Raw genomic sequence first — 18,388 nt, 5'->3', positions numbered from 1 at the left:
CACGAGAGGGCGGCGCTACGGATCCCCGGGTGACCCGGTGATGCGTCGCGCCGCCGGCTCTCCTCGTGGCCGGCACGCCGCACGTGCCGGCCGTGGTCAGATCCGCCCGCCGGTCAGCCGGGTGAGCGGGCCGTGGGCACCGCGTTCGGCGCGGCGCCCCACGGCGTACGAGGCGGCGCTCAGCGCGGTGAGGCCGGCTCCGACGCCCGCGGCGACGATCTTGCGGTGGGCGATGACCGTCCAGGCCGTCTTCGCCGTGGCGGCGACGTGACCCGAGGCCGTGACGACCGCCTGGCGGCCCGCCTCGACGCCCTTGGCCGCCGTCTGGGCGGCCGCCTTCGTCGTCTCGGCCGTGCGTTCGGCGCCCGCCTTGGCCGCTGACGTCACCTCACCGGCCTTGCCCGCCGCGCGCTTGGCGGCCTGGGACGTCGGCACGGTCGCCTTGTCCGCCGTGCGGCGCGCCCTGGACTCCGCCGTCCGGCTGGTGGTCGGCTTCTGATTCGTGCGCTTGTTCTCTTCAGTCATGTGACACCGACTTGCCTCTGACTCCGGCGGCAAACCCGTTCGGCCGCGCACCGACCGGGCGGGAGGGTGCCTGAGCACCACGAGGTGGGGGTAGGCGAACAACAGGCACACACGTCGGAACACGAAAGAAGGTGCGTCATGGCCGGAATGCTCAACCGCATCAAGGAATTCGCCCGGAGTCCGCAGGGACGGCGGGCCGCGGAGCAGGCCCGGCGGGCCGCCGCCGACCCCCGCAAGCGAGCCCAGGCGCAGCGCCTGCTCGGCAAGCTCCGCGGCCGTCGGCACTGACCCTGGCGCCGTTCTTCTCCCGGTTTCCAACTCCTTGGACACACAGGTGTGTTCATGCCCGACTTGGGCACTTGGGTCGCACCACACCTGAGAGGAGCTGGTTCGATGGGCAGGGCAGGCAACGGCAGGAAGCTGGGTGCTTTAGGCGTCGCCGGTGTCTTGGCGGGAACGGTGCTGGTCGGCTGCGGCGACGACGGCGACACGAAGGACGGGGCCGGGGCCTCCTCGGTCAAGGCGAGCGCCGGGGCCCAGGAGCAGGGCACACAGGCGGTGCGCTCGGCCTACGACCGGACGGCCGAGGAGGACACCGCCAAGGTGAAGCTGCGGGTGCAGACGTCCGCCGAGGGCCGCTCGCAGACCGCGAACGGGCAGGGCGCCGTGGACCTGGAGGACGGCGACAGCGTCATGACCCTCACGGTGCAGGGGCAGCGGATCGAGCAGCGTGTGATCGATCAGGTGCTGTACCAGAAGATGCCGAAGGGGCAGGCGCCTGGCGGGAAGCCCTGGATCAGGATCGACCTGGGGAAGGTCGCCGCGCAGCAGGGCGCGGGTGACCAGTCCATGAGTGATCCGGCGCAGTCCGCGGCGTACGCCAAGGCGATCACGGACAAGGACGTGACCGAGGAGGGCACGGAGACGATCGGCGGTGTGAAGACCACGCACTACCGCGTCTCCGTCGACGTCGCCGAGCTGCCCGACGGCGGCACCCTGCGCAAGCAGGTCGGTCCGACCCTGCCGATGGACGTGTGGCTCGACGACGAGGGCCGGATGCGCCGTCAGCAGATCGACATGACCGTCAGGGCCGCACCCGCGTCGGCCGAACGGTCGTCCACCGGCGCCTCGTCCTCGCCGCAGAAGGTCACGGTGCGCACCGTCATGGACTTCACCGAGTTCGGCACCGAGGTGGAGGCGGACGAGCCGCCGGCCGGGCAGGTCACCGACATGACCGGCAAGGCCCTGGAACAGGGCAAGCAGCAGAGCTGATCACAGCTCACCACGCGGCAGGGACGCGGAGCCGCCGCACGAGGTCGTCCGCGGCCACCGGCCACTGGGGGCGGTCGAAGGTGAAGCCCGCTTCGAGGAGGCGGCCGGGGACGACGCGACGGCTCTTGAGCAGCAGTCCGGTGTCCGAGCGCAGGGCGAAGGCCCCGATCTGGGCCATCCAGCGCGTCGCGGGCAGACCCACGGGAGCGCCCCACGCGGCACCCAGGGCGCGCACGAAGGCGCGCTGCGGCAGCGGCCCGGGGGCCGCGCGATCGACCGGGCCGGCGATGCCGTCCCGGTCGACGCGGAACTCGACCACCCGGAGGAAGTCCTCGTCGTAAATCCACATGTGGGACCGACCTCAGCCCACATTTGAACGTGTTCAAGACTTCTGGAGTGCGGCACTCGGCCTGCGCGGATGCGCCATCGGGCAAGATGGGGCCCATGAGCGTAGTCAAGATCAATGTGCTGACCGTGCCCGCCGAGCAGCGGGAGACTCTGGAGCAGCGGTTCGCCTCCCGCGCGCACGCCGTGGAGAGCTCCGACGGATTCGAGTGGTTCGAGCTCCTGCGCCCGGTGGAAGGCACCGACACCTACCTCGTCTACACGCGGTGGCGGGACGAGCAGTCGTTCCAGGCCTGGATGGAGGGGCCGATGAAGGCCGCGCACCAGGGCGGCGGCGAGGCCGGCGAGCGGCCCAGGCCCGCGGCGAGCGGCTCGACCCTCTGGTCCTTCGAGGTCGTGCAGCAGGCGGGCCCGAAGGACGCCTGAGCCGACGGCGATACACGTACGAGGTCCCCCGTGCGCGCTGCGGCACGGGGGACCTCGTACGGAGTGGCCGGCGGTGCTCAGGTGCGCCACGAGCGGGTGGGTGCGGCGGTACGACCGACCGCGGCGGCCAGTTTGCGCAGTTGGCGCCAGTCCAGGCGCGGGGGCACCTCGGGGACTCCGGGCCGGTCACGGGGCACCCGGACCCGCAGGGCGCGGCGGGCGATGCGGCAGTGGACGGGGGCGGGCAGGGTGAGCGCCTCGCCGTCGAGACCGACCTCCAGGTGCTGTTCGTCGGCCTCGACCACGACATGCTGGGCACTGAGCACCGTGAGCCCCTCCGGGCGCGGAGACAACAGGAGTTCGGCCGCCTCCACGGCACTGTCCACCCGGACGGCGACCACACCCAGCCGCCCGGAGTCGAGCCGCTCGCGCCGACCGAAGCCGAACGGGTCGTCCATGCGGTAGGCGTTGTTGCTCACCAGGACGGCCTGCGGATCGGCGATGGTGGTGCTGTCGGCTCTGGCCGTCAGACGCGGGCCGCTCTGCCGGGTGAGCAGTTCGGGCAGCCGCTCCAGCGCGGCGCCCACCTTGTCCTCGCGGTAACCGGGGCTCTGGACGACGGCCCCGTACACGCCGAACGAGGCGTTGTTGACGAACGGCCGGTCGTCGGCGAAGCCGAGGTCGACGCGGAGTTCGACGCCGTCGGTGAGGGCGTCGAGGCAGGTGGCGGGGTCGTCCCGGTCCAGGCCGAGGTCCATGGCGAAGTGGTTGCGGGTGCCGGCCGCGATGACGAGGAACGGCAGGCCGTGCTCGGCCGCGACGGCGGCGACCAGGGCCTGGGTCCCGTCGCCGCCCCCGACGCCCAGGAGGTCGGCTCCGTCGGCCACGGCGGCCCGGGCGAGGGCCGTGACGTCCTGGTGCCGGTCCGGGTCGAGCAGGACGACCCGGGCCCCCAGCGCCTCGGCCTTCTCCTTCAGTTGGAACTTTTCGACCTTGCCGCCGCCGGAACGCGGGTTGAGCAGCAGGAAGGGGCGCTGCGGCGGCGGAGTGCGGTACTCCTTGACCCGCACCGGCCGCAGGCCCGTGCTGCGCAGGGCATAGCGGCCGCTCCAGACCGCTGAGCACCACAGCAGCAGGGACAGGAAGACCACCCAGAGCAGGTTCGCCGCCGCGTACAGGGTGATGAGCCCTATGGGCGCGAGGACGGCGAGCGCGGCGGCCCCCATGCGGGCCGCTCCGCGCCGGGACAGGACCCACCAGAGCGCGGCCGCGGTCAGGGCGAGTCCCGCCAGTCCGGCCACGAGCAGCAGCAGCCCTCCCAGGCCGCCGGCGACGAGAGGCAGCAGCGCCGCCAGGACGGCCGCGGCCAGGGCTCCTCTGGCGGCCCATCTCTGCCGGCGGTGGTGCTGCTCGCTCAGCGCCGATCCCATCTCGTCCTCCGCTCGAAGGCCGGCACTGTCGGACCTCGAGTCCGCGCCCGGCCGTGAACATGGTGCCCGCCGACGTGTCGGCTCGGCCACTGCCATCCCTGATGGCTCCCCTGCCGGTGGGATCGTCAGACGTGCAGATCCCCCGGGGGGCGGAGCCACCGGTAGCGTACGCGGCCCCTCGGGCGCGGTTTCGCGCACCGGGCCACGCCGGCACCCACCCCGGCCCCCGACGACGCTCGCCTTTGATGTGGTGGGGGGACGGTGCGGCGCCGGCTGCTCGTCCGGGACGACGCCGGGTGGAGACACCGTCCGTCTCCACCCGGCCGGGCAGACACTCGACGACCGGCTCGACACCCTCGGCAGGGCGATCGAGCCGATCCGGGAGGTCGGCGGCGGTCGCCGGGGCCTCTCCGGTAGCGCTTTCCGTTGGCTTTCGGCGGCAATTGGCCGAGTGGGGCGAATCGACTCACCAGGGCTTGACGGGGCGGGGCGGGCTCGGCCTACTTGAAGGCGCAGCCGGCCGTGTCGGGGGTCTTGGCCGGTGCCGGCCCTGGGGGTCGAGTCCACTCCGCGCTCCCCCGCGATACGCAGGTCAGGGGGCCGATGGTGCGCCGACGTTGGGCAGCGGTGGTGGGTCTGCTGTCCTGCCTGTTGCTGCTGCATCTCGTCGTGCCGGGGCCGGCGGGCGACGGGCCCGTTACGGCCGTGGCGGTCACCGCGGCGGCGGACGCGGCGGGCGCGGCCTCGAGCGCCGAGGGCGAAGCGGCCGGGGAGCCGTGTCCGTGCGAGGAGGAGCCGTCGGTCCGGCAGTTCGTGGCGCGGACGCCGCGGGCCGCGGGCGCGGCCGGGGTGAGTGCCGTGGTGGCTGGGGCGCCCGGGGTGGGCCGGGGTGGTACGGACGTCCGCGCGTCGGGACCTGGGCGATGCCGGGGGACGTGCGCAGCGGCGCCCCGCGCCGTCGAGTTGCAGGCGTTCCGCTGCTGAGGACGGCAGTACCGACAAGGGCCTGCGCCGTGCGGCCCGGGTACCGCCCTGGTGCCGGATCGCGGTGACGCGCAGGCCTTCGTGTCCCCATGCCGATGACACAGGAGGCAGAGTTGCCCGGAAAGCGCGTTCTCGTTCTGAGGCCGGACGAACTGAGCCGGAACGACCGGAAGATGTGGCGGGAGATCCGGACGGAGTCCGGTGCCCCGGCGAATCCCTTTCTCGACCCTGCGTTCACCGTGGCGGTGGGACAGGTCAGGCCGGGAACCAGAGTGGCGGTGCTGCAGGACGACGGCTCCCCCGTCGGGTTCTTCCCGTACGAGAGAGGGCCCTTGGGGCGGGGCCGGGCCATCGGGCTCGGGGTGTCCGACAGTCAGGGGGCCGTGTTACGCCCCGGCATCCGGCTGGACGCTCGCCGGCTGTTGCGGGCGTGCGGGCTGTCGTCCTGGGAGTTCGACAACCTGGAAGCCGGTCAGAGCCTGTTCGAACCGTACGCCGTCGAGGAACTCCTCTCGCCCGTCGTCGACATCGCCGAGGGGTTCGAGCGGTACACCCGGCGGCTGCGGGCGAAGTCACCGAGTTTCCTCAGACAGACCCTGGCCAAGGAGCGCAAGCTGGTCCGGCGGGTCGGCGAGGTGCGGTTCGCGTACGACACCCGGGATCCGGGGGCGCTGCGGGCCCTCATGGGGTGGAAGTCGGCGCAGTACCGGCGGACGGGACGGCGGGACCGGTTCGCGCAGGAGTGGATCACCCGGCTGGTGGGTCTGCTCGGCGAGAGCGAGGAGCCGGAGTGCCGCGGGGTGCTGTCCGTGCTGTACGCCGCGGACCGGCCCGTGGCCGCGCACTTCGGGCTGCGCTCGCGCACGGTGCTGTCCTGGTGGTTCCCGGCGTACGACCGCGCCTATGCCACGTACTCCCCCGGCCTGGTGCTGCAGCTGAAGATGTTGGAGGCCGCGGCGGACGACGGCGTCGAGACGGTCGACCTGGGCAGCGGTCCGGCCCGCTACAAGGAGTCCCTCAAGACCCGCGACCTGCGGGTGTACGAAGGAGCGGTGGTACGGCCGGTGCCGGGCGGGGCCGCCCACTGGCTGGGCCGGGAACCCGCGCGGGCCGCCCGCCGCTTCGTCCGCAACCGGCCCCTCCTGGCCGGTGCGGCGGCCCGGACGCTTGAGGAACTGGGCCGGATGCGTGACCGGTGATGCCGGGGCGCCCGGGTGGAACCGGGCGCCCCCGCGGTCAGCTCGTGGCGGACCAGCTGTGGGCGACGTCCACGATGACGCGGTCGTCCGGCTGCAGCACCCGGAACGGCAGCCGGGCGCGGACGCCGAGGCCGATCTGGGTGACCCCCTCGAAGCTGCCGGCGAACCGGGTGTCCCGGAAGGTGCGGTAGTCCGTGAGGTCCACGCCCGGCAGCGGGTGCGCCACCCGGCCGGGGTACGTGGGCGCGCCGGTCTCCGGGTCGTAGGCGGGCGCGGCCACGCGCACCGCGAGGACGGCGCCGCCGGCCACGGGGATGTGGTGGCCCGAGCCGTCCTGGTAGAGCCGGTCGACGTACTGGACGGTGTAGCCGACGCCGCTGCCCGCGCCGGGCACGTCGACGACCATCCGGTCGAAGCAGGCGTGCCGGCCGGTCCTGACGTTCGTCATCGGTGCGACCGTGGCACTGGTGGCAATCTTGGCGAGGCTCCCCCAGCCGGTCGGACATGTGGTGGCCTGTGCGGTGGGCTGCGGGGCGGCGACCGGTGCGGCGCCTGCCGGAACCGCCGCCGCGCCCACCGTGGCGCCCACGAGCGCGAGAGTCGCGCATGCTTTTCTGATTCGTACCATTGCCGCCCCCGAGGCTTGCGTGGTTGTGGTACCGGGTGAGACGACCGACTCGGCCCAAAGGTTGCACTTGCCGCGCCGGAGCGCCGTCCATGGCACATCCTGGTGGGGAGCGATTGATGTCCGGTGCGTCCGTACCGGGAGGACGCGAGATGGATGAGGCAGCCGCCGTTCCGGACAGGCCGCGGTCACCCGGCGGCCGCAGCCGGGACGCGGCTGACGGCCGGGCCCGGACCGGAGGCACGGGCCCGATCGAGGATGCCCTGACCAGGCCGCTGATCGAGGCCGTACGGGACCTCGGGGGCTACGGCGGACTGGTCTACCTGCGCTCCCGTGACCGGCGCTCACTCGTGCTGGCGGTGGTCACCGGGGTGCCCCGGTCGCTGCTCAAGAGCTGGTGGCGGGTGCCGGTCGGCGGGGCCCTGCCCATGGCGGAGGCATACCGGCGCGGCGAGACCCTGTGGCTGCCCGACGAGCGGGCCACCATGGTGCGCTTCCCGCACTTCACCGCCGGGCTGCCCTACTCCTTCGGCTCCGCCTACCAGCCCGTCCGGGCCGGCGACGAGGCCGTGGGCGTCCTGGCCGTGCTGCGCTCGGCCGCCCGCCCGCCGATGGAGGCGGAGGCGGTGGGCACCGCGCTGCGGCCCGCCGGGCGGGCCATGGAGGAGCGCCTCGGCCGTCTCGTCGCCGCCCCGCCCGGCGCGGCCGCGTTCCCCGTCGAGTACGACGACGAGCCCGTCAGCGTGCGGCTGCCGACCTCCTCGGCCCACCCGGTCCGGGTGGGGCTGTTCGACTGGGACCTGGACAGCGACCGGTGCACGGCGGACGAAGAGGCGCTCGCCCTCCTCGGCATCGCGCGGGCTGATTTCCGTGAGACCATCTCGGACGTCGAGGCCCGCGTCAGCCCCGACGACCTGCACGAACTGCGGGCGAGTCGGCGGGACGCGCTCACGCACGGCCGGGTCAGATCCCGGCACTTCCGGGTGCGGGAGGAACCCTCCGGCCGGGGGGAGACCGGCTACCGGCCCGTCGAACTGTGGGGCCATCTCGTCCTCGGTGGCTCCGCCCCGGTCCTGGTGGGTGCCCTCGTCGACGCGGCCGGCGGGCTCACCGCCGCCGAGGCCGCCGAGCGGCTGCCCGACGGGCTGTTCTCCCTGGACCAGGACGGCCGGCTGACCTATCTCAACCGCCGCTGCGAGGAACTGCTGGGCTGCGGCCGGGAGGAACTCCTGGGCCGCCACCCGTGGGAGGTGATCACCTGGCTCCGGGATCCCGCCTACGAGGACCGCTACCGGGCGGCGATGCTGTCGCAGGAGCAGGTGTCCTTCCTGGTGCGGCACCCGGGCGGGAGCTGGCTGAGCTTCGTGCTGTACCCGGACGTGCGCGGGCTGACCGGCCGGGTCCATCCCACCGGCCCGCCCACGGGAGGCGAGTCGGCGGTCGAGGCCGGGTCCACCGCCGGCCTCATGGCGGGTTCGGGCGCGGCTCCACCTCCCGGACCGGTCGCCGCCCCACGGGCCGGCGCGCTCTACCACGTGGTGCAGATGGCGAGCGTGCTCACGGAGGCGGTCACCGTGCGGGACGTGTGCCGGGCCGTGTCCGAGCAGCTGCTGCCCGCCTTCGGCGCGCGGGAACTCGCCCTGTACACCATGCGCGAGGGCCGGATGTACCTGCTGTGGGAGTCGGGATACCCGGAGGGTTTCCTCACCCCGTTCGAAGGCGTCACTCTCGACACGCAGCTGCCCGGCGTCCACGCCCTGACCACCCGGCTCCCCCTCTTCTTCGAATCGCCCGAGGACCTGTCCCTCGCCTACCCGGGCATCGCCCTGGACCGGATGAACGCCTGGTCGTTCCTCCCCCTGGTCGCCTCCGGGCATCCCGTCGGCTCCTGCATCCTCGGCTGGGACACTCCGCACCGGTTCACCGCCGACGAGCGCTCCGCCCTCACCGCCCTCAGCGGACTCACCGCCCAGGCGTTGGAGCGGGCGCGGCTCTACGACGCCGAGTCCGCCGTCGCCCGCGGCCTGCAGGAGGGGCTCCTGCCGCACCGGCTGCCCGCCGTCGAGGGGCTGCGCACCACCGGCCGCTACCTGCCCGGGACGCGGGGCATGGCCATCGGCGGCGACTGGTACGACGTGATCACCACGGGACGCGGGGTGGCCCTGGTCATCGGGGACGTCGAGGGCCACAGTGTCGGCGCCGCCGCGGTGATGGGGCAGCTGCGCAGTGCCGTGCACGCCTTCGCCGCGAGCGGGCGCCCGCCGCAGGAGGTCATCACGCACACCAACCGGCTGCTGGCCGAGCTGGAGTCGGACGCCTTCGCCACCTGCTGCTACATCGAACTCGATCCCCGCACCGGGCGGGCCCTCGCGGTGCGGGCCGGCCATCCCCCGCCGCTGCTGCGCCATCCCGACGGGCGGGCCAGGACGCTGGACCTCGCGGGCGGCGTCATGCTGGGCGTGCAGCCCGACTCGGTCTACCCCGTCACCGAACTCACCCTGGCCCCCGGCAGTGTCCTCGCCCTCTACACCGACGGGCTCGTGGAGCAGCCGGGCAGCGACATCGAGACGGGCATCGAGGCGGTCCGCCACCGTCTGTCCGAGACCCCGGCGGACTCGGTGGAGAACCTCGCCGACCGGTTGATGCGGACGGCCCGGGGCGCGCGGGAGCGGCCGGACGACGTGGCGCTGCTGCTGACGGCGTACCGCTGAGCGGCCGGGCCGCCCGGGCGGAGGCCGAGCCCACGCAGGGCCGGTGGCGCCGTCGCGGCCGAAGGCCGGTGCCGCCGGCCCGCGGCGAACACCCCGAGGCCTCCGCTCCGTGCGGCCCGGCCGCCCACTGGTACCGCCCTCGCGAACGCTCCGGCCGGACACCGAGGCCCACGCCCGTCGTACGGTTGTACGAGGCCGTGCGGAGTACCGTGGGCGGGACCGACGAGCGAGGCGGTGGTGTCGGTGGAGTGGCAGCGGTACGCCGAGCAGATGGCGATGTTCGCCCGGGACCTGGTCGCCCAGGACTCGGTGCAGGCGACGCTGGACGAGATCGCGGCCTCGGCGGTGAAGCTGGTCGAGGGCTGTGACGCGGCGGGGATCCTCGCGGTGTCCAAGGGCCGGGCCGTGACGCTCGCCGTCTGCGGCGACATGGTCGAGGAGTCCGACCGGATGCAGGGCGAGCTGCGCGAAGGACCGTGCTTCGACGCCGCCCGGCGGGTGGACGGAGAACGGCTGTTCCGCATCGCGGACATGACCCGGCCGCAGCCGTCCTGGCCGCGGTACTGCCAGGTGGCCCGCGACCTCGGGATCGGCAGCATGACCGGTGTGCTGCTCTACACGCACCAGGAGGACTTCGGCGCGCTGAACCTCTACTCCCGTCGCCCGGGAGCGTTCGGCGAGGACATCGAGGCCGCGGGCTGGCTGCTCGCCTCCCATGCGGCCGTGGCGCTGGCCACCGCCCGCACCGTCGACCAGCTGGAGCACGCCCTGGAGACCCGGCACGCCGTCGGGGAGGCCATGGGGATCCTCATGGAACGCCACCGGCTGAGCGAGGACGAGGCCTTCGGCGTGCTGCGTCGCCTGTCCCAGCACCACAACATCAAGCTGCGCGACGTGGCCGGGCGTGTCCGGGCCGGCTCCGCGGGTCAGGACTGACCGTCGGGGTGCGTGCGCGGCACGCGTCGGGAGCATGCTCGCCGAACACCCGGGCCTGGCCGCCGCACGCGTCACCGATCACGGCCAGGACGGCAGGGGCACGCGCAGCCTGTCGCACATCGCGACCTACCGGCCCGGCCACTTCCCCAACGGTCCCGAGACGGGTGGCCGCCCCGGTCGCGGCCGGGGCCGATCCCGGCGCCCGCTTCGGCGGCGCGCACGGGGAGACGCCGCTGCACCGGGCCGCGAGCGACGACGACGTGCCCGTCCTGGACGCTCTCGTCGCCGCCGGGGCCGACATCGACGCGCCCGGGGCAGTGATCGGCGGCGGCTCCCCGCCTGCCGCGGTTTCGGCCAGTGGCGCAGCCGCCCACCGGCTCGTCGAACACGGCGCCCGGGTCACTTCCCAGGACGCCGCCGCGCTCGGCCTGCTCGACCGGGACCGGGCGTGTGTCGAGGCCGACGAGCCGCCGTCGTCCGACGAGATCTCCCGCGCCTTCCGGAGCGCCCGCCACGGCGGGCAGCCGCCCACCGCGCGGTACCTCCACGACCACGGCGCCGACATCCACCGGATCGGCCACGGCGGCATGACCCCGCCGGACATCGCCCGGCCCAGGAGGCCGACGACGTCGTGCGGTGGCCGCGAGGCCCGCGCGTGAAGAGCCGCTCGTAGCGTCACGGCCTGCCGGAGCGGCTCACAGGCAGTAGCGCACCAGCCATTCGTCCTGGTTGTACGCGGTGCGCGACGGGTCGGGGACGGTGGCCGCCCGTTCCTCGACCATGTCCTCCCCGCGCACCGGCTCCGGCAGGGCCCCGAAGCGCGCCCTGCGGGCCGCGGCCTCCGCCTCGCTCCCCTGCTGCGACGTCGTCTCGTCCACGGCGATTTCTCCTCTCCCGCGTTCGTCCCTTTCCGGGCACAGAGTTGACGTGCGAGAGGGACGCATGGTTCCCGTGGCGCCTGTCAGCCGTAGAAGTTCCGCGGCCGGCGGTGCTTCACACGGGCGGCCGGCCGTCGCTCGGGGCGGTGTTGCGCTCGACGTCGCGGACGCTGCGCATGCCGGGAGAGGACGTGTTCCTGCGCCGACGCAACCTCGACCTGAACCCCCCGCTGGACTGGAAGGTCTACGGCGACAGCCACCACATCGGCTGCCCCTCCCCCGCGGCCCGGGCGGGAATTGGTCCGCCAAGCGGGAACGGAAGTGGACTCCTTCCCGGGCCGCTCGGCTGCCTAGCGTCGCCCGTATGAACCAGACCACCACGCGCGGCGCCCTGCTCGCCGCGTTCGCCTGTGTCCTCGTCGGGGGGTCCTTCACCGCCAACAGCGTCCTGGGTGACTATCCGTACGCGGGCGGCCAGTTCCTGCGCTACGGGCTCGCCTGCCTGCTGCTGATCCCCCTGGCCCGGAAGTGCGCGGCCGCCAGGCTGCGGGCGCTGACCCGCCGGCAGTGGATGCGCCTCGCACTGCTCGCGGCGGTCGGCATGGTCGGCTTCAACCTGGCCGTCATCGCGGCGGAGCGCTCGGCGGAACCGGCCGTGCCCGGCGTGTTCGTGGGCTGTGCTCCGGTGGTCGTCGCCGTGCTCGTGCCGCTCCTGGACGGGCGCAGCCCCCAACGGGCGGTGCTGTACGGGGCGTTGCTCGTGGCCGTCGGCGCCTTCACCGTCCAGGGGTGGGGGCGTGCGGACGGCGTGGGCATCGCCTTCTCGGTGTGCGCACTGGTCGGGGAGGTCGGGTTCGCCGTGCTCGCCGTGCCCGTGCTGCGGCCGCTCGGGCCCCGGCTGCTGTCCGCCACCGTCTGCGCGCTCGCCGCGCTGGAGTCGGCGGCGATCGGGCTGCTGGTCGACGGGGGAGCGTGGCTGCGCCGTCCGGCCGGCGTCGAGACCGCCGCGCTGCTGTGGCAGGCCGTGGTGGTCACCGTGGTCGGCTTCGTGTGCTGGTACCTGGGCATGCAGCGGATCGGCGCGGAACGGGCCACCCTGTTCTCCGGCCTCATCCCGGTCGCCGCCGCCTGCACCGCACCGCTCGTCGGCACCGGCTCCTACGGTCTCGCGCAGGCGGCGGGCAGCGCGCTGGTCGGGCTCGGCGTGGCCCTGGGGTCGGGGGCGCTGAGGCAGGGCGGGGCGCGAGCAGCGCTCACGCGGTCGGGCCTTTCGGGGGAACGGTCGGCGGGAGTGGCGGGGAGACCGCGTGCCTGAAATGCCGGAGTGGACCCCTGCGCATCTAATGGTCGGCATCGAACGTCCCGGCCGACTCAGGAGACGACGTCCATGCCGCACATCCGCTCCGGCGCAGGGGACCAGAACGCGGCACGCGGGGGAGTGCTGCGGCGGCTGGGCGAGTGGTGTGCGCGCCACTTCGGGATCGTCATCGGGGCCTGGCTCGTGGCGCTGGTCGCCCTCCAGGTCGTCAACCACGTCTCCGGGGGCACGTACTCCGACAACTTCTCCCTGCCCCAGGCGCAGTCCCAGAAGGGCCTGGACGTGCTCAAGGAGCACGATCCGCAGGCCGGCGGCTACAGCAGCCAGATCGTGCTGCACGACGACCAGCAGGCCCTGACCGCGCTGAGCTCCCAGATGTCCACCACCATCGCCGACCTTCAGAAGCTCCCGCACGTGCTGTCCGCCCAGAACCCGCTGGCCTCGCAGGGATCGTCCTCGGGGCAGTCGCAGCGGAACGTCGGGCCGTTGTCGGACGACCGGAAGACGGCCTACATCACCGTCCGTTTCGACGTGCAGCCCTCCACGCTCGGCGGCGGCTACCTGGGCGGGATCGACGACGCCGTGCGGCCACTGCGGTCGGCCGGAGCGGAGGTCGAGTACGGTGGGCCGCTCGGCGAGCTCGCCCGGCCGGAGGCCGACGACCGGGTGAGCGAGCTCATCGGCTTCGGCGTGGCCATCGTGGTGCTGCTCGTCGGGTTCGGCAGCGTCATCGCCGCCGCTGTGCCGCTGCTCACCGCGCTGATCAGTGTCGTCGGCGGGCTGGCCGTTCTCGGGCTGCTGGCCGTCGCGTTCACCTTCGCGTCGGTCTCGCCGACCCTGGCGACGATGATCGGGCTCGGGGTCGGTATCGACTACGCCCTGTTCCTGATCACGCGTCACCGGCAGAACCTCGTCGACGGAATGGATCCGGTGCGGGCCGCCGGGCAGGCCGCGAGCACCAGCGGCCGTGCCGTGCTCGTCTCGGGCTGCACGGTGATCATCGCGCTGGCCGGTCTGTCCGCGTCCGGGGTCTCCTTCATCGCCCTGCTCGGGCTGGCCGCGGCGGTCACCGTCGTCTCGGCCGTGATCGGCGCCCTGACCCTGGTCCCGGCGCTGCTCGGCCTGCTCGGGCGGCGCATCGACCGCTACCGGGTGCGCCGTCCCGTCGCCGAGACGGACACCGGGGCGGGCGAGACCGCGCAGGGGACCTGGCACCGGTACGCGCAGCGGGTGGAGCGCAGGCCGCTGTGGTTCCTGACGGCCGGTGTCGCCGTGATCGTGGTGCTCGCGATCCCGGTGCTGTCGATCCAGCTCGGACACATCGGCGACGGCGCCGATCCGAAGTCCTTCACCGACCGGCGGGCCTACGATCTGATGACCGACGCCTTCGGGCCCGGGTCGAACGGTCCGCTCACCGTCGTCATCGATCAGGCGGACGTACCGGACTCGCAGCGATCCGGCCTCGCCTCGAAGGCCCAGCAGACGCTCGACTCGGTGCAGGGCGCCGCCGTCGTCACTTCCCTGACGCCCACGCAGGACGGAGACGTCCTGATCGGCACGGTCTACTCGGAGCGGTCCCCGCAGAGCGGCACGACCACGGACCTGACGAACCGTCTGGTCGCCGACACGCTGCCCGAGGCGGTCCGGGGCACGGACGCCAAGGGGTACGTCACCGGGACGACGGCGGCTCAGGTCGACTTCCGCGACATCGTCGCCTCCAGACTGCCCGTGATCATCGCCGTCGTGGTCGCCCTGGCGTTCCTGATCATCCTGGCCGTGTTCCGGGGGCTGCTCGTCGCCGTCAAGGCGGCCGTCCTGAACGTCCTGTCGATCACCGCCTCGTACGGGGTGGTCGTCGCCGTCTTCCAGTGGGGCTGGGGAGGTCCGGCACTCGGGGTCAACGGCACGGTGCCCATCGAGAGCTACGTGCCGATGATGATGTTCGCCATCATCTTCGGCCTCAGCATGGACTACGAGATCTTCCTGCTCTCCCGCGTGCACGAGGCGTGGCAGCGCACCGGTGACGCCAAGGCGTCGGTCGCGCACGCCCTGGAGATCACGGCCCGGGTCATCACCTGCGCCGCGTTGATCATGGTGAGCGTGTTCGCGGCGTTCATCGTCAGCGACAACATCGTGGTCAAGATGCTCGGTCTGGGGCTCGCCGTCAGCGTCCTCATCGACGCGACCGTCGTCCGGCTGCTGATGGTGCCTGCCGTGATGACCCTGCTGGGGCGGCACGCCTGGTGGACCCCGCGATGGCTGGACCGGGTGCTGCCGCACATCGACGCCGAGGGGGAACAGGCACGTACGACGCCTTGAGCCGCCGCCTCCCTGAAGGGGGGGCCGGTCGTCACGGCCCCACCGGAGCGCTGGTACGACTCCGTCGGGACTCGTCGGTTCGCGGCCCGTGCGGCCGGCGCCGACTTCGCGCGGTCCTGCCCCGGGTGCCGGCTTACGGGAGGCAGGACGCGCGTCCGGAGAACGCGTGGAGGTCCGAGCGGCCTGGGCCGGCTGCGAGTCACCGGTGGCGCTCCTCCCGGAAACGGTGTCTCAGTGGAGCACCAGGTGGGCGAGCGCTACCGTGCCGACCGTCACGATCAGGGTGCGCAGGACGGCGGGGCTGAAGTGGCGGCCGGTTCTGGCTCCGATCAGGCCGCCCAGGGCCGATCCGGCGGCGATGAGGAGGACGGCTGTCCAGTCGAAGTCGGCGAAGAAGAGGAAGAGCAGAGCGGCGACGGTGTTCACGACGGCCGCCAGCACGTTCTTGACGGCGTTGAGGCGCTGGAGCGTCTCGTCGAGCAGGATGCCCATCAGGGAGACGTAGATGATGCCCTGCGCCGCGGAGAAGTAGCCACCGTAGACGCTGGCGAGCGTCAGGCCGCTGAACAGGAGCGGGCCGCCGTCACGGCGGGTGGGGCCTCCCGCCTCGCGTCCGCGGCGGACCCTCCCGGCGATCCACGGCTGGCAGGCGACCAGGACCAGGGCGAGGCCCACGAGTACCGGCACGATCCGCTCGAACGCCGACGCGGGGAGGGTGAGCAGCAGTACGGCGCCCGCCAGGCCGCCCAGCACGGCCCCGATGCCGAGGAGGAGGACACGCCGGCCCTGGCCTCTGAGCTCCTCGCGGTAGCCGATCGCCGCGCTGATGGAACCGGGGACCAGGCCGAGCCCGTTCGACACCGTGGCGGTGACCGGGGGCAGTCCGGTTGCGAGCAGTACCGGAAAGGTGATCAGCGTTCCCGAGCCGACGACGGCGTTGACGGCACCGGCGCCCGTACCGGCGGCGAGTACGGCCGCCATCTCCCAGGGCGTCACGTCGCTGCTCCGCGGGGTGCGCCGTTCCAGGTGAAGTTCATGCGGTCACGCTAGAGGGCGCGCACTTCGGCGTGCGTCGAAGGGTGCCCCCGCGGCCCGCCGACGACGCGAGGAAGGGCGGAGGGATCCGCGAGGACCCCGCCGCCCGTTCACTGGTCACGGCCGAGCCTGGTTCCTAGCTGCGCCTCACTCGGCGCAGGACGACGAAGCCCGCGATGACGAGGACGGCGCCCGCCGCGGCCGGCCAGAGCTGGGCACCGGTGTCGGCCAGGCCGCCTCCGCCGACGGCCTGCGGCTCGGTCCGAGACGGTGCCGTCGGGGTCGCCGCGGCGCTGGTCGCCGTGCCGACGGCCTGGGACTGGCCGAGGCCGTCCGTGTCGTCGCCGATCTCGTCCTTCGTGCCGCCGCCCTGCCCGGCGGTGTCGTCACCACCGGCCGAGGGCGTCACGTACACCTCGGGCTCGGTGTTGCCGGGGACCGTGGACGCGTCGCCGGGCTCCGGCTCGGGGAGCGGCTTCTCCGACGCCGGGGGCCGCGAGGCCTCGCCCTTGCCGTCTCCCTTGTCGCCGGGCTTCGCGCCGGTGTCCCCGTCCTTCGGCGCGTCGGGCGTGGCGGTGAACTGCTCCTGCGGTGCTTGCGGGGTCTTCGTCGGCTCCTCCTTCGGCTCCTCCCCCGCTCCGGGGCCCTCCCCCGCGCCGGGCTCCTCGCCCTTTCCCGGGTCCTGCCCCTCGCCTGCTCCGGCGCCGCACTTGCGGCCGTCGTTGATGCACTCGACCATCTCCGCCATGAGTTTTTCGTCGAAGACGTTGATGAAGTCGCCGTGGTCGGTGACCGGCTTGTGCAGCTGCTCCGGGAAGGAGTCCACCGCGAACAGCGGTGTCGTACGGCCGCCGTCGTTCAGGCTGGGCGCGTCGATGTCGTAGACGATGCGCTGGACCAGTTGCGGGATGGGGCGGAAGCCGGACGGGCAGGTGCCGGCGGCGTCCGCGAACGCCACGTGGGTGCGGTGGTTGGCGCTGTCGATGTTGCGGCCGTCCCAGCAGCTCTGGAACTCGAAGGTGCGCACCACGTCGCTGCCCCGCGGGCACAGCGGGTACTTGTCCTTCAGCTGCCGGTCCTCGAAGCCCGTGCAGCTCCACGAGGCGTTGGCGTTCGCGGGACCGTTGACGAACGACTTGGCGTCGCCGGTGATGATGCGCAGCAGCCGCGGCATGGCCGTGACCTTCTCGCGCGGGTTGCCGACGAACGTCAGCGTGACCTGCTTCGGCGTCACGATCTCACCGGCGTTGCCCTCGATACCGCCGCCGGGCTTGTCGGCGTCCTGCTCCTGGGCGCCGTTCTGCAGGCGCAGCACGGGCCAGTAGTAGGAGGACTTGTCGCCCTGGTCGTCGCAGCTGGTCTCGGCGTTCGCGAGGTCCTGGTCGCCGGCGAAGGCGTTGTTGGCCTGGTTGCCGACGTAGTCGTGGAAGTGGTGGGCGCCGTTGGTGACACCCGGGGCGGCGATGATGTTGTCCGAGTTGAACAGGCCGTTCTCGTTCACGCCGCAGTCGGTGGCGAAGGAGCCGCGGGAGGCGTTCCCCTCCTGGCGGGGGTTGTTCACGTTGGGCTGGACGCTCTTGATGTCCGCGAAGTCGGCGGCGACGGGGCCGTTGCCCGCCTGCCCGCCATTGCCGCCCAAACCCTGATCCTGGCCGTTCCCCTGCTGCTGACCGCCCTGACCCGGTTCCTGACCGGCCTGCCCTTCGCCGCCGCCCTGGCCCTCGCCCTGGACGGGGGCCTGGTTGCCGGAGTCCCGCACGGCGCAGACGGCGAGGGCTTCGAGCCCTTCGGGGCGGTCCCCCACGCGGTCGATGGCGACGGCGATGCGCTCGAGGGTCGCGGCGCGCTTCTCCTTCAGCGGGTTCATGATCGCGTCGTCGGCGAAGCGGCCGTCCTGCTGCGCCTGCGGGGCCGATTCGCTCAGCCGCTGGTAGGCCTTGGCGATCTGCTCGTCCAGGAGGGCGAGTTCCTTGTCGACCTCCCCGCGCGCCTGCTCGGGCACCGAGGTCAGCTTGCTGCCGGCGTCCGGGCAGTCGATCGTGGCGCCCGCGGTCCGAACCCCCGTGCCGGACCGCGTCCGGGCGGAGTCACCGCCCGAACCGCCGCCGGTGGCGGAGGCGTAGACGTTCGCGGCCATCAGGCCGCCTCCGCCGAGGATCAGCGCGAATGCGGCGAAGGTCGCGCGTCGTGGGCCGGTAGGGCGTCTTCGCGTGTTGCGTCCCAAGGGTGCTCTCCTGCGCTTGTGGCGAACCGGGCATGAAAATCCCCTCGCCCCATACGCAGGGGCGCACCTGCGCGTTCACTCGTTTCGAAAGTTTTCGAGAATTCTCGGGAAGCACCAGCCGGCCGCCCGGCCGAAGTGCTCACGGGGATCGAGTGGTTCCG

General features: G+C 73.1%; 16 protein-coding genes and 1 pseudogene. 10 read left to right on the top strand and 7 right to left on the bottom strand.

Annotated features, from left to right (window positions below):
- Window positions 1–96: 96 nt before the first annotated feature.
- Window positions 97–525, bottom strand: a complete 429-nt coding sequence (locus ACWD1U_RS31050) for a hypothetical protein (RefSeq protein WP_451112537.1) — start codon at window positions 523–525, stop codon at window positions 97–99.
- A 138-nt stretch (window positions 526–663) separates the two neighbouring features.
- On the opposite strand from ACWD1U_RS31050, the gene ACWD1U_RS31045 reads away from it, so the two are divergent.
- Together ACWD1U_RS31045 and ACWD1U_RS31040 are read left to right on the top strand one after the other, a co-directional pair.
- Window positions 664–813: a hypothetical protein gene (locus ACWD1U_RS31045; RefSeq protein ID WP_451112535.1), complete on the top strand. Its 150-nt coding sequence runs from the start codon at window positions 664–666 to the stop codon at window positions 811–813.
- 105 nt (window positions 814–918) lie between these two features.
- Window positions 919–1,797 carry a hypothetical protein gene (locus ACWD1U_RS31040; RefSeq protein WP_451112534.1) on the top strand — a complete coding sequence of 293 codons (879 nt, stop codon included), beginning with the start codon at window positions 919–921 and terminating at the stop codon, window positions 1,795–1,797.
- Window positions 1,798–1,804: 7 nt separating this feature from the next.
- On the opposite strand, the pseudogene ACWD1U_RS31035 reads toward ACWD1U_RS31040, so the two are convergent.
- Window positions 1,805–2,143 (bottom strand): annotated as a pseudogene (locus tag ACWD1U_RS31035) (DUF1731 domain-containing protein); the annotation flags it as partial.
- 98 nt (window positions 2,144–2,241) lie between these two features.
- Here ACWD1U_RS31035 and ACWD1U_RS31030 point away from each other — a divergent pair.
- Window positions 2,242–2,568 carry an antibiotic biosynthesis monooxygenase family protein gene (locus tag ACWD1U_RS31030; RefSeq protein ID WP_451112532.1) on the top strand — a complete coding sequence of 109 codons (327 nt, stop codon included), beginning with the start codon at window positions 2,242–2,244 and terminating at the stop codon, window positions 2,566–2,568.
- A 77-nt stretch (window positions 2,569–2,645) separates the two neighbouring features.
- On the opposite strand, the gene ACWD1U_RS31025 is transcribed toward ACWD1U_RS31030, so the two are convergent.
- Window positions 2,646–3,998, bottom strand: a complete 1,353-nt coding sequence (locus ACWD1U_RS31025) for a diacylglycerol/lipid kinase family protein (RefSeq protein WP_451112530.1) — start codon at window positions 3,996–3,998, stop codon at window positions 2,646–2,648.
- Window positions 3,999–4,601: 603 nt separating this feature from the next.
- Between ACWD1U_RS31025 and ACWD1U_RS31020 the strand changes: the two genes are divergently transcribed.
- Window positions 4,602–4,982 (top strand): hypothetical protein, encoded by a 381-nt coding sequence (locus tag ACWD1U_RS31020; protein ID WP_451112528.1) that lies wholly within the window; start codon window positions 4,602–4,604, stop codon window positions 4,980–4,982.
- 95 nt (window positions 4,983–5,077) lie between these two features.
- A complete protein-coding gene (locus ACWD1U_RS31015; RefSeq protein ID WP_451112635.1) occupies window positions 5,078–6,181 on the top strand; it encodes a GNAT family N-acetyltransferase in 1,104 nt (367 codons plus the stop codon).
- A gap of 37 nt (window positions 6,182–6,218) precedes the next feature.
- Here ACWD1U_RS31015 and ACWD1U_RS31010 read toward each other — a convergent pair whose 3' ends face one another.
- The gene (locus ACWD1U_RS31010; protein ID WP_451112526.1) at window positions 6,219–6,809 is read right to left on the bottom strand and encodes an AMIN-like domain-containing (lipo)protein; all 591 of its coding nucleotides are present in this window, start codon (window positions 6,807–6,809) and stop codon (window positions 6,219–6,221) included.
- A 149-nt stretch (window positions 6,810–6,958) separates the two neighbouring features.
- Between ACWD1U_RS31010 and ACWD1U_RS31005 the strand changes: the two genes are divergently transcribed.
- From ACWD1U_RS31005 to ACWD1U_RS30995, 3 genes are all read left to right on the top strand, one after another.
- The gene (locus ACWD1U_RS31005) at window positions 6,959–9,517 is read left to right on the top strand and encodes a SpoIIE family protein phosphatase (protein ID WP_451112524.1); all 2,559 of its coding nucleotides are present in this window, start codon (window positions 6,959–6,961) and stop codon (window positions 9,515–9,517) included.
- A gap of 270 nt (window positions 9,518–9,787) precedes the next feature.
- On the top strand, window positions 9,788–10,453 hold the full coding sequence (locus ACWD1U_RS31000; RefSeq protein ID WP_451112634.1) for a GAF and ANTAR domain-containing protein: 666 nt from the start codon (window positions 9,788–9,790) through the stop codon (window positions 10,451–10,453).
- Between the two features lie 164 nt (window positions 10,454–10,617).
- Window positions 10,618–11,112 carry a hypothetical protein gene (locus tag ACWD1U_RS30995; RefSeq protein WP_451112522.1) on the top strand — a complete coding sequence of 165 codons (495 nt, stop codon included), beginning with the start codon at window positions 10,618–10,620 and terminating at the stop codon, window positions 11,110–11,112.
- 36 nt (window positions 11,113–11,148) lie between these two features.
- Here ACWD1U_RS30995 and ACWD1U_RS30990 read toward each other — a convergent pair whose 3' ends face one another.
- On the bottom strand, window positions 11,149–11,331 hold the full coding sequence (locus ACWD1U_RS30990; RefSeq protein WP_451112521.1) for a hypothetical protein: 183 nt from the start codon (window positions 11,329–11,331) through the stop codon (window positions 11,149–11,151).
- Window positions 11,332–11,695: 364 nt separating this feature from the next.
- Here ACWD1U_RS30990 and ACWD1U_RS30985 point away from each other — a divergent pair, with 364 nt between their 5' ends.
- Both ACWD1U_RS30985 and ACWD1U_RS30980 read left to right on the top strand, forming a co-directional pair.
- The gene (locus tag ACWD1U_RS30985; RefSeq protein ID WP_451112519.1) at window positions 11,696–12,646 is read left to right on the top strand and encodes a DMT family transporter; all 951 of its coding nucleotides are present in this window, start codon (window positions 11,696–11,698) and stop codon (window positions 12,644–12,646) included.
- Between the two features lie 72 nt (window positions 12,647–12,718).
- On the top strand, window positions 12,719–14,968 hold the full coding sequence (locus ACWD1U_RS30980; RefSeq protein WP_451112517.1) for an MMPL family transporter: 2,250 nt from the start codon (window positions 12,719–12,721) through the stop codon (window positions 14,966–14,968).
- Window positions 14,969–15,199: 231 nt separating this feature from the next.
- Here the strand turns inward: ACWD1U_RS30980 and ACWD1U_RS30975 are convergent, their stop codons facing one another.
- A complete protein-coding gene (locus ACWD1U_RS30975) occupies window positions 15,200–15,964 on the bottom strand; it encodes a sulfite exporter TauE/SafE family protein (RefSeq protein ID WP_451112516.1) in 765 nt (254 codons plus the stop codon).
- A gap of 175 nt (window positions 15,965–16,139) precedes the next feature.
- Complete coding sequence (locus ACWD1U_RS30970) at window positions 16,140–18,140, bottom strand: DUF1996 domain-containing protein (RefSeq protein WP_451112633.1); 2,001 nt, start codon at window positions 18,138–18,140, stop codon at window positions 16,140–16,142.
- Window positions 18,141–18,388: the final 248 nt, after the last annotated feature.

The sequence above is a fragment of the Streptomyces sp. NPDC002788 genome (assembly GCF_053592115.1).
Note: the sequence above shows the minus strand (reverse complement) of the source record. Positions and strands in the feature narration are given on the sequence as shown.

Excerpts from the sequence above, each read along its gene's own strand:
- ACWD1U_RS31050 (WP_451112537.1), bottom strand. The coding sequence starts at position 525 with ATGACTGAAGAGAACAAGCGCACGAATCAGAAGCCGACCACCAGCCGG.
- ACWD1U_RS31045 (WP_451112535.1), top strand. The coding sequence starts at position 664 with ATGGCCGGAATGCTCAACCGCATCAAGGAATTCGCCCGGAGTCCGCAG.
- ACWD1U_RS31040 (WP_451112534.1), top strand. The coding sequence starts at position 919 with ATGGGCAGGGCAGGCAACGGCAGGAAGCTGGGTGCTTTAGGCGTCGCC.
- ACWD1U_RS31030 (WP_451112532.1), top strand. The coding sequence starts at position 2,242 with ATGAGCGTAGTCAAGATCAATGTGCTGACCGTGCCCGCCGAGCAGCGG.
- ACWD1U_RS31025 (WP_451112530.1), bottom strand. The coding sequence starts at position 3,998 with ATGGGATCGGCGCTGAGCGAGCAGCACCACCGCCGGCAGAGATGGGCC.
- ACWD1U_RS31020 (WP_451112528.1), top strand. The coding sequence starts at position 4,602 with ATGGTGCGCCGACGTTGGGCAGCGGTGGTGGGTCTGCTGTCCTGCCTG.
- ACWD1U_RS31015 (WP_451112635.1), top strand. The coding sequence starts at position 5,078 with ATGACACAGGAGGCAGAGTTGCCCGGAAAGCGCGTTCTCGTTCTGAGG.
- ACWD1U_RS31010 (WP_451112526.1), bottom strand. The coding sequence starts at position 6,809 with ATGGTACGAATCAGAAAAGCATGCGCGACTCTCGCGCTCGTGGGCGCC.
- ACWD1U_RS31005 (WP_451112524.1), top strand. The coding sequence starts at position 6,959 with ATGGATGAGGCAGCCGCCGTTCCGGACAGGCCGCGGTCACCCGGCGGC.
- ACWD1U_RS31000 (WP_451112634.1), top strand. The coding sequence starts at position 9,788 with ATGGCGATGTTCGCCCGGGACCTGGTCGCCCAGGACTCGGTGCAGGCG.
- ACWD1U_RS30985 (WP_451112519.1), top strand. The coding sequence starts at position 11,696 with ATGAACCAGACCACCACGCGCGGCGCCCTGCTCGCCGCGTTCGCCTGT.
- ACWD1U_RS30980 (WP_451112517.1), top strand. The coding sequence starts at position 12,719 with ATGCCGCACATCCGCTCCGGCGCAGGGGACCAGAACGCGGCACGCGGG.
- ACWD1U_RS30970 (WP_451112633.1), bottom strand. The coding sequence starts at position 18,140 with ATGGCCGCGAACGTCTACGCCTCCGCCACCGGCGGCGGTTCGGGCGGT.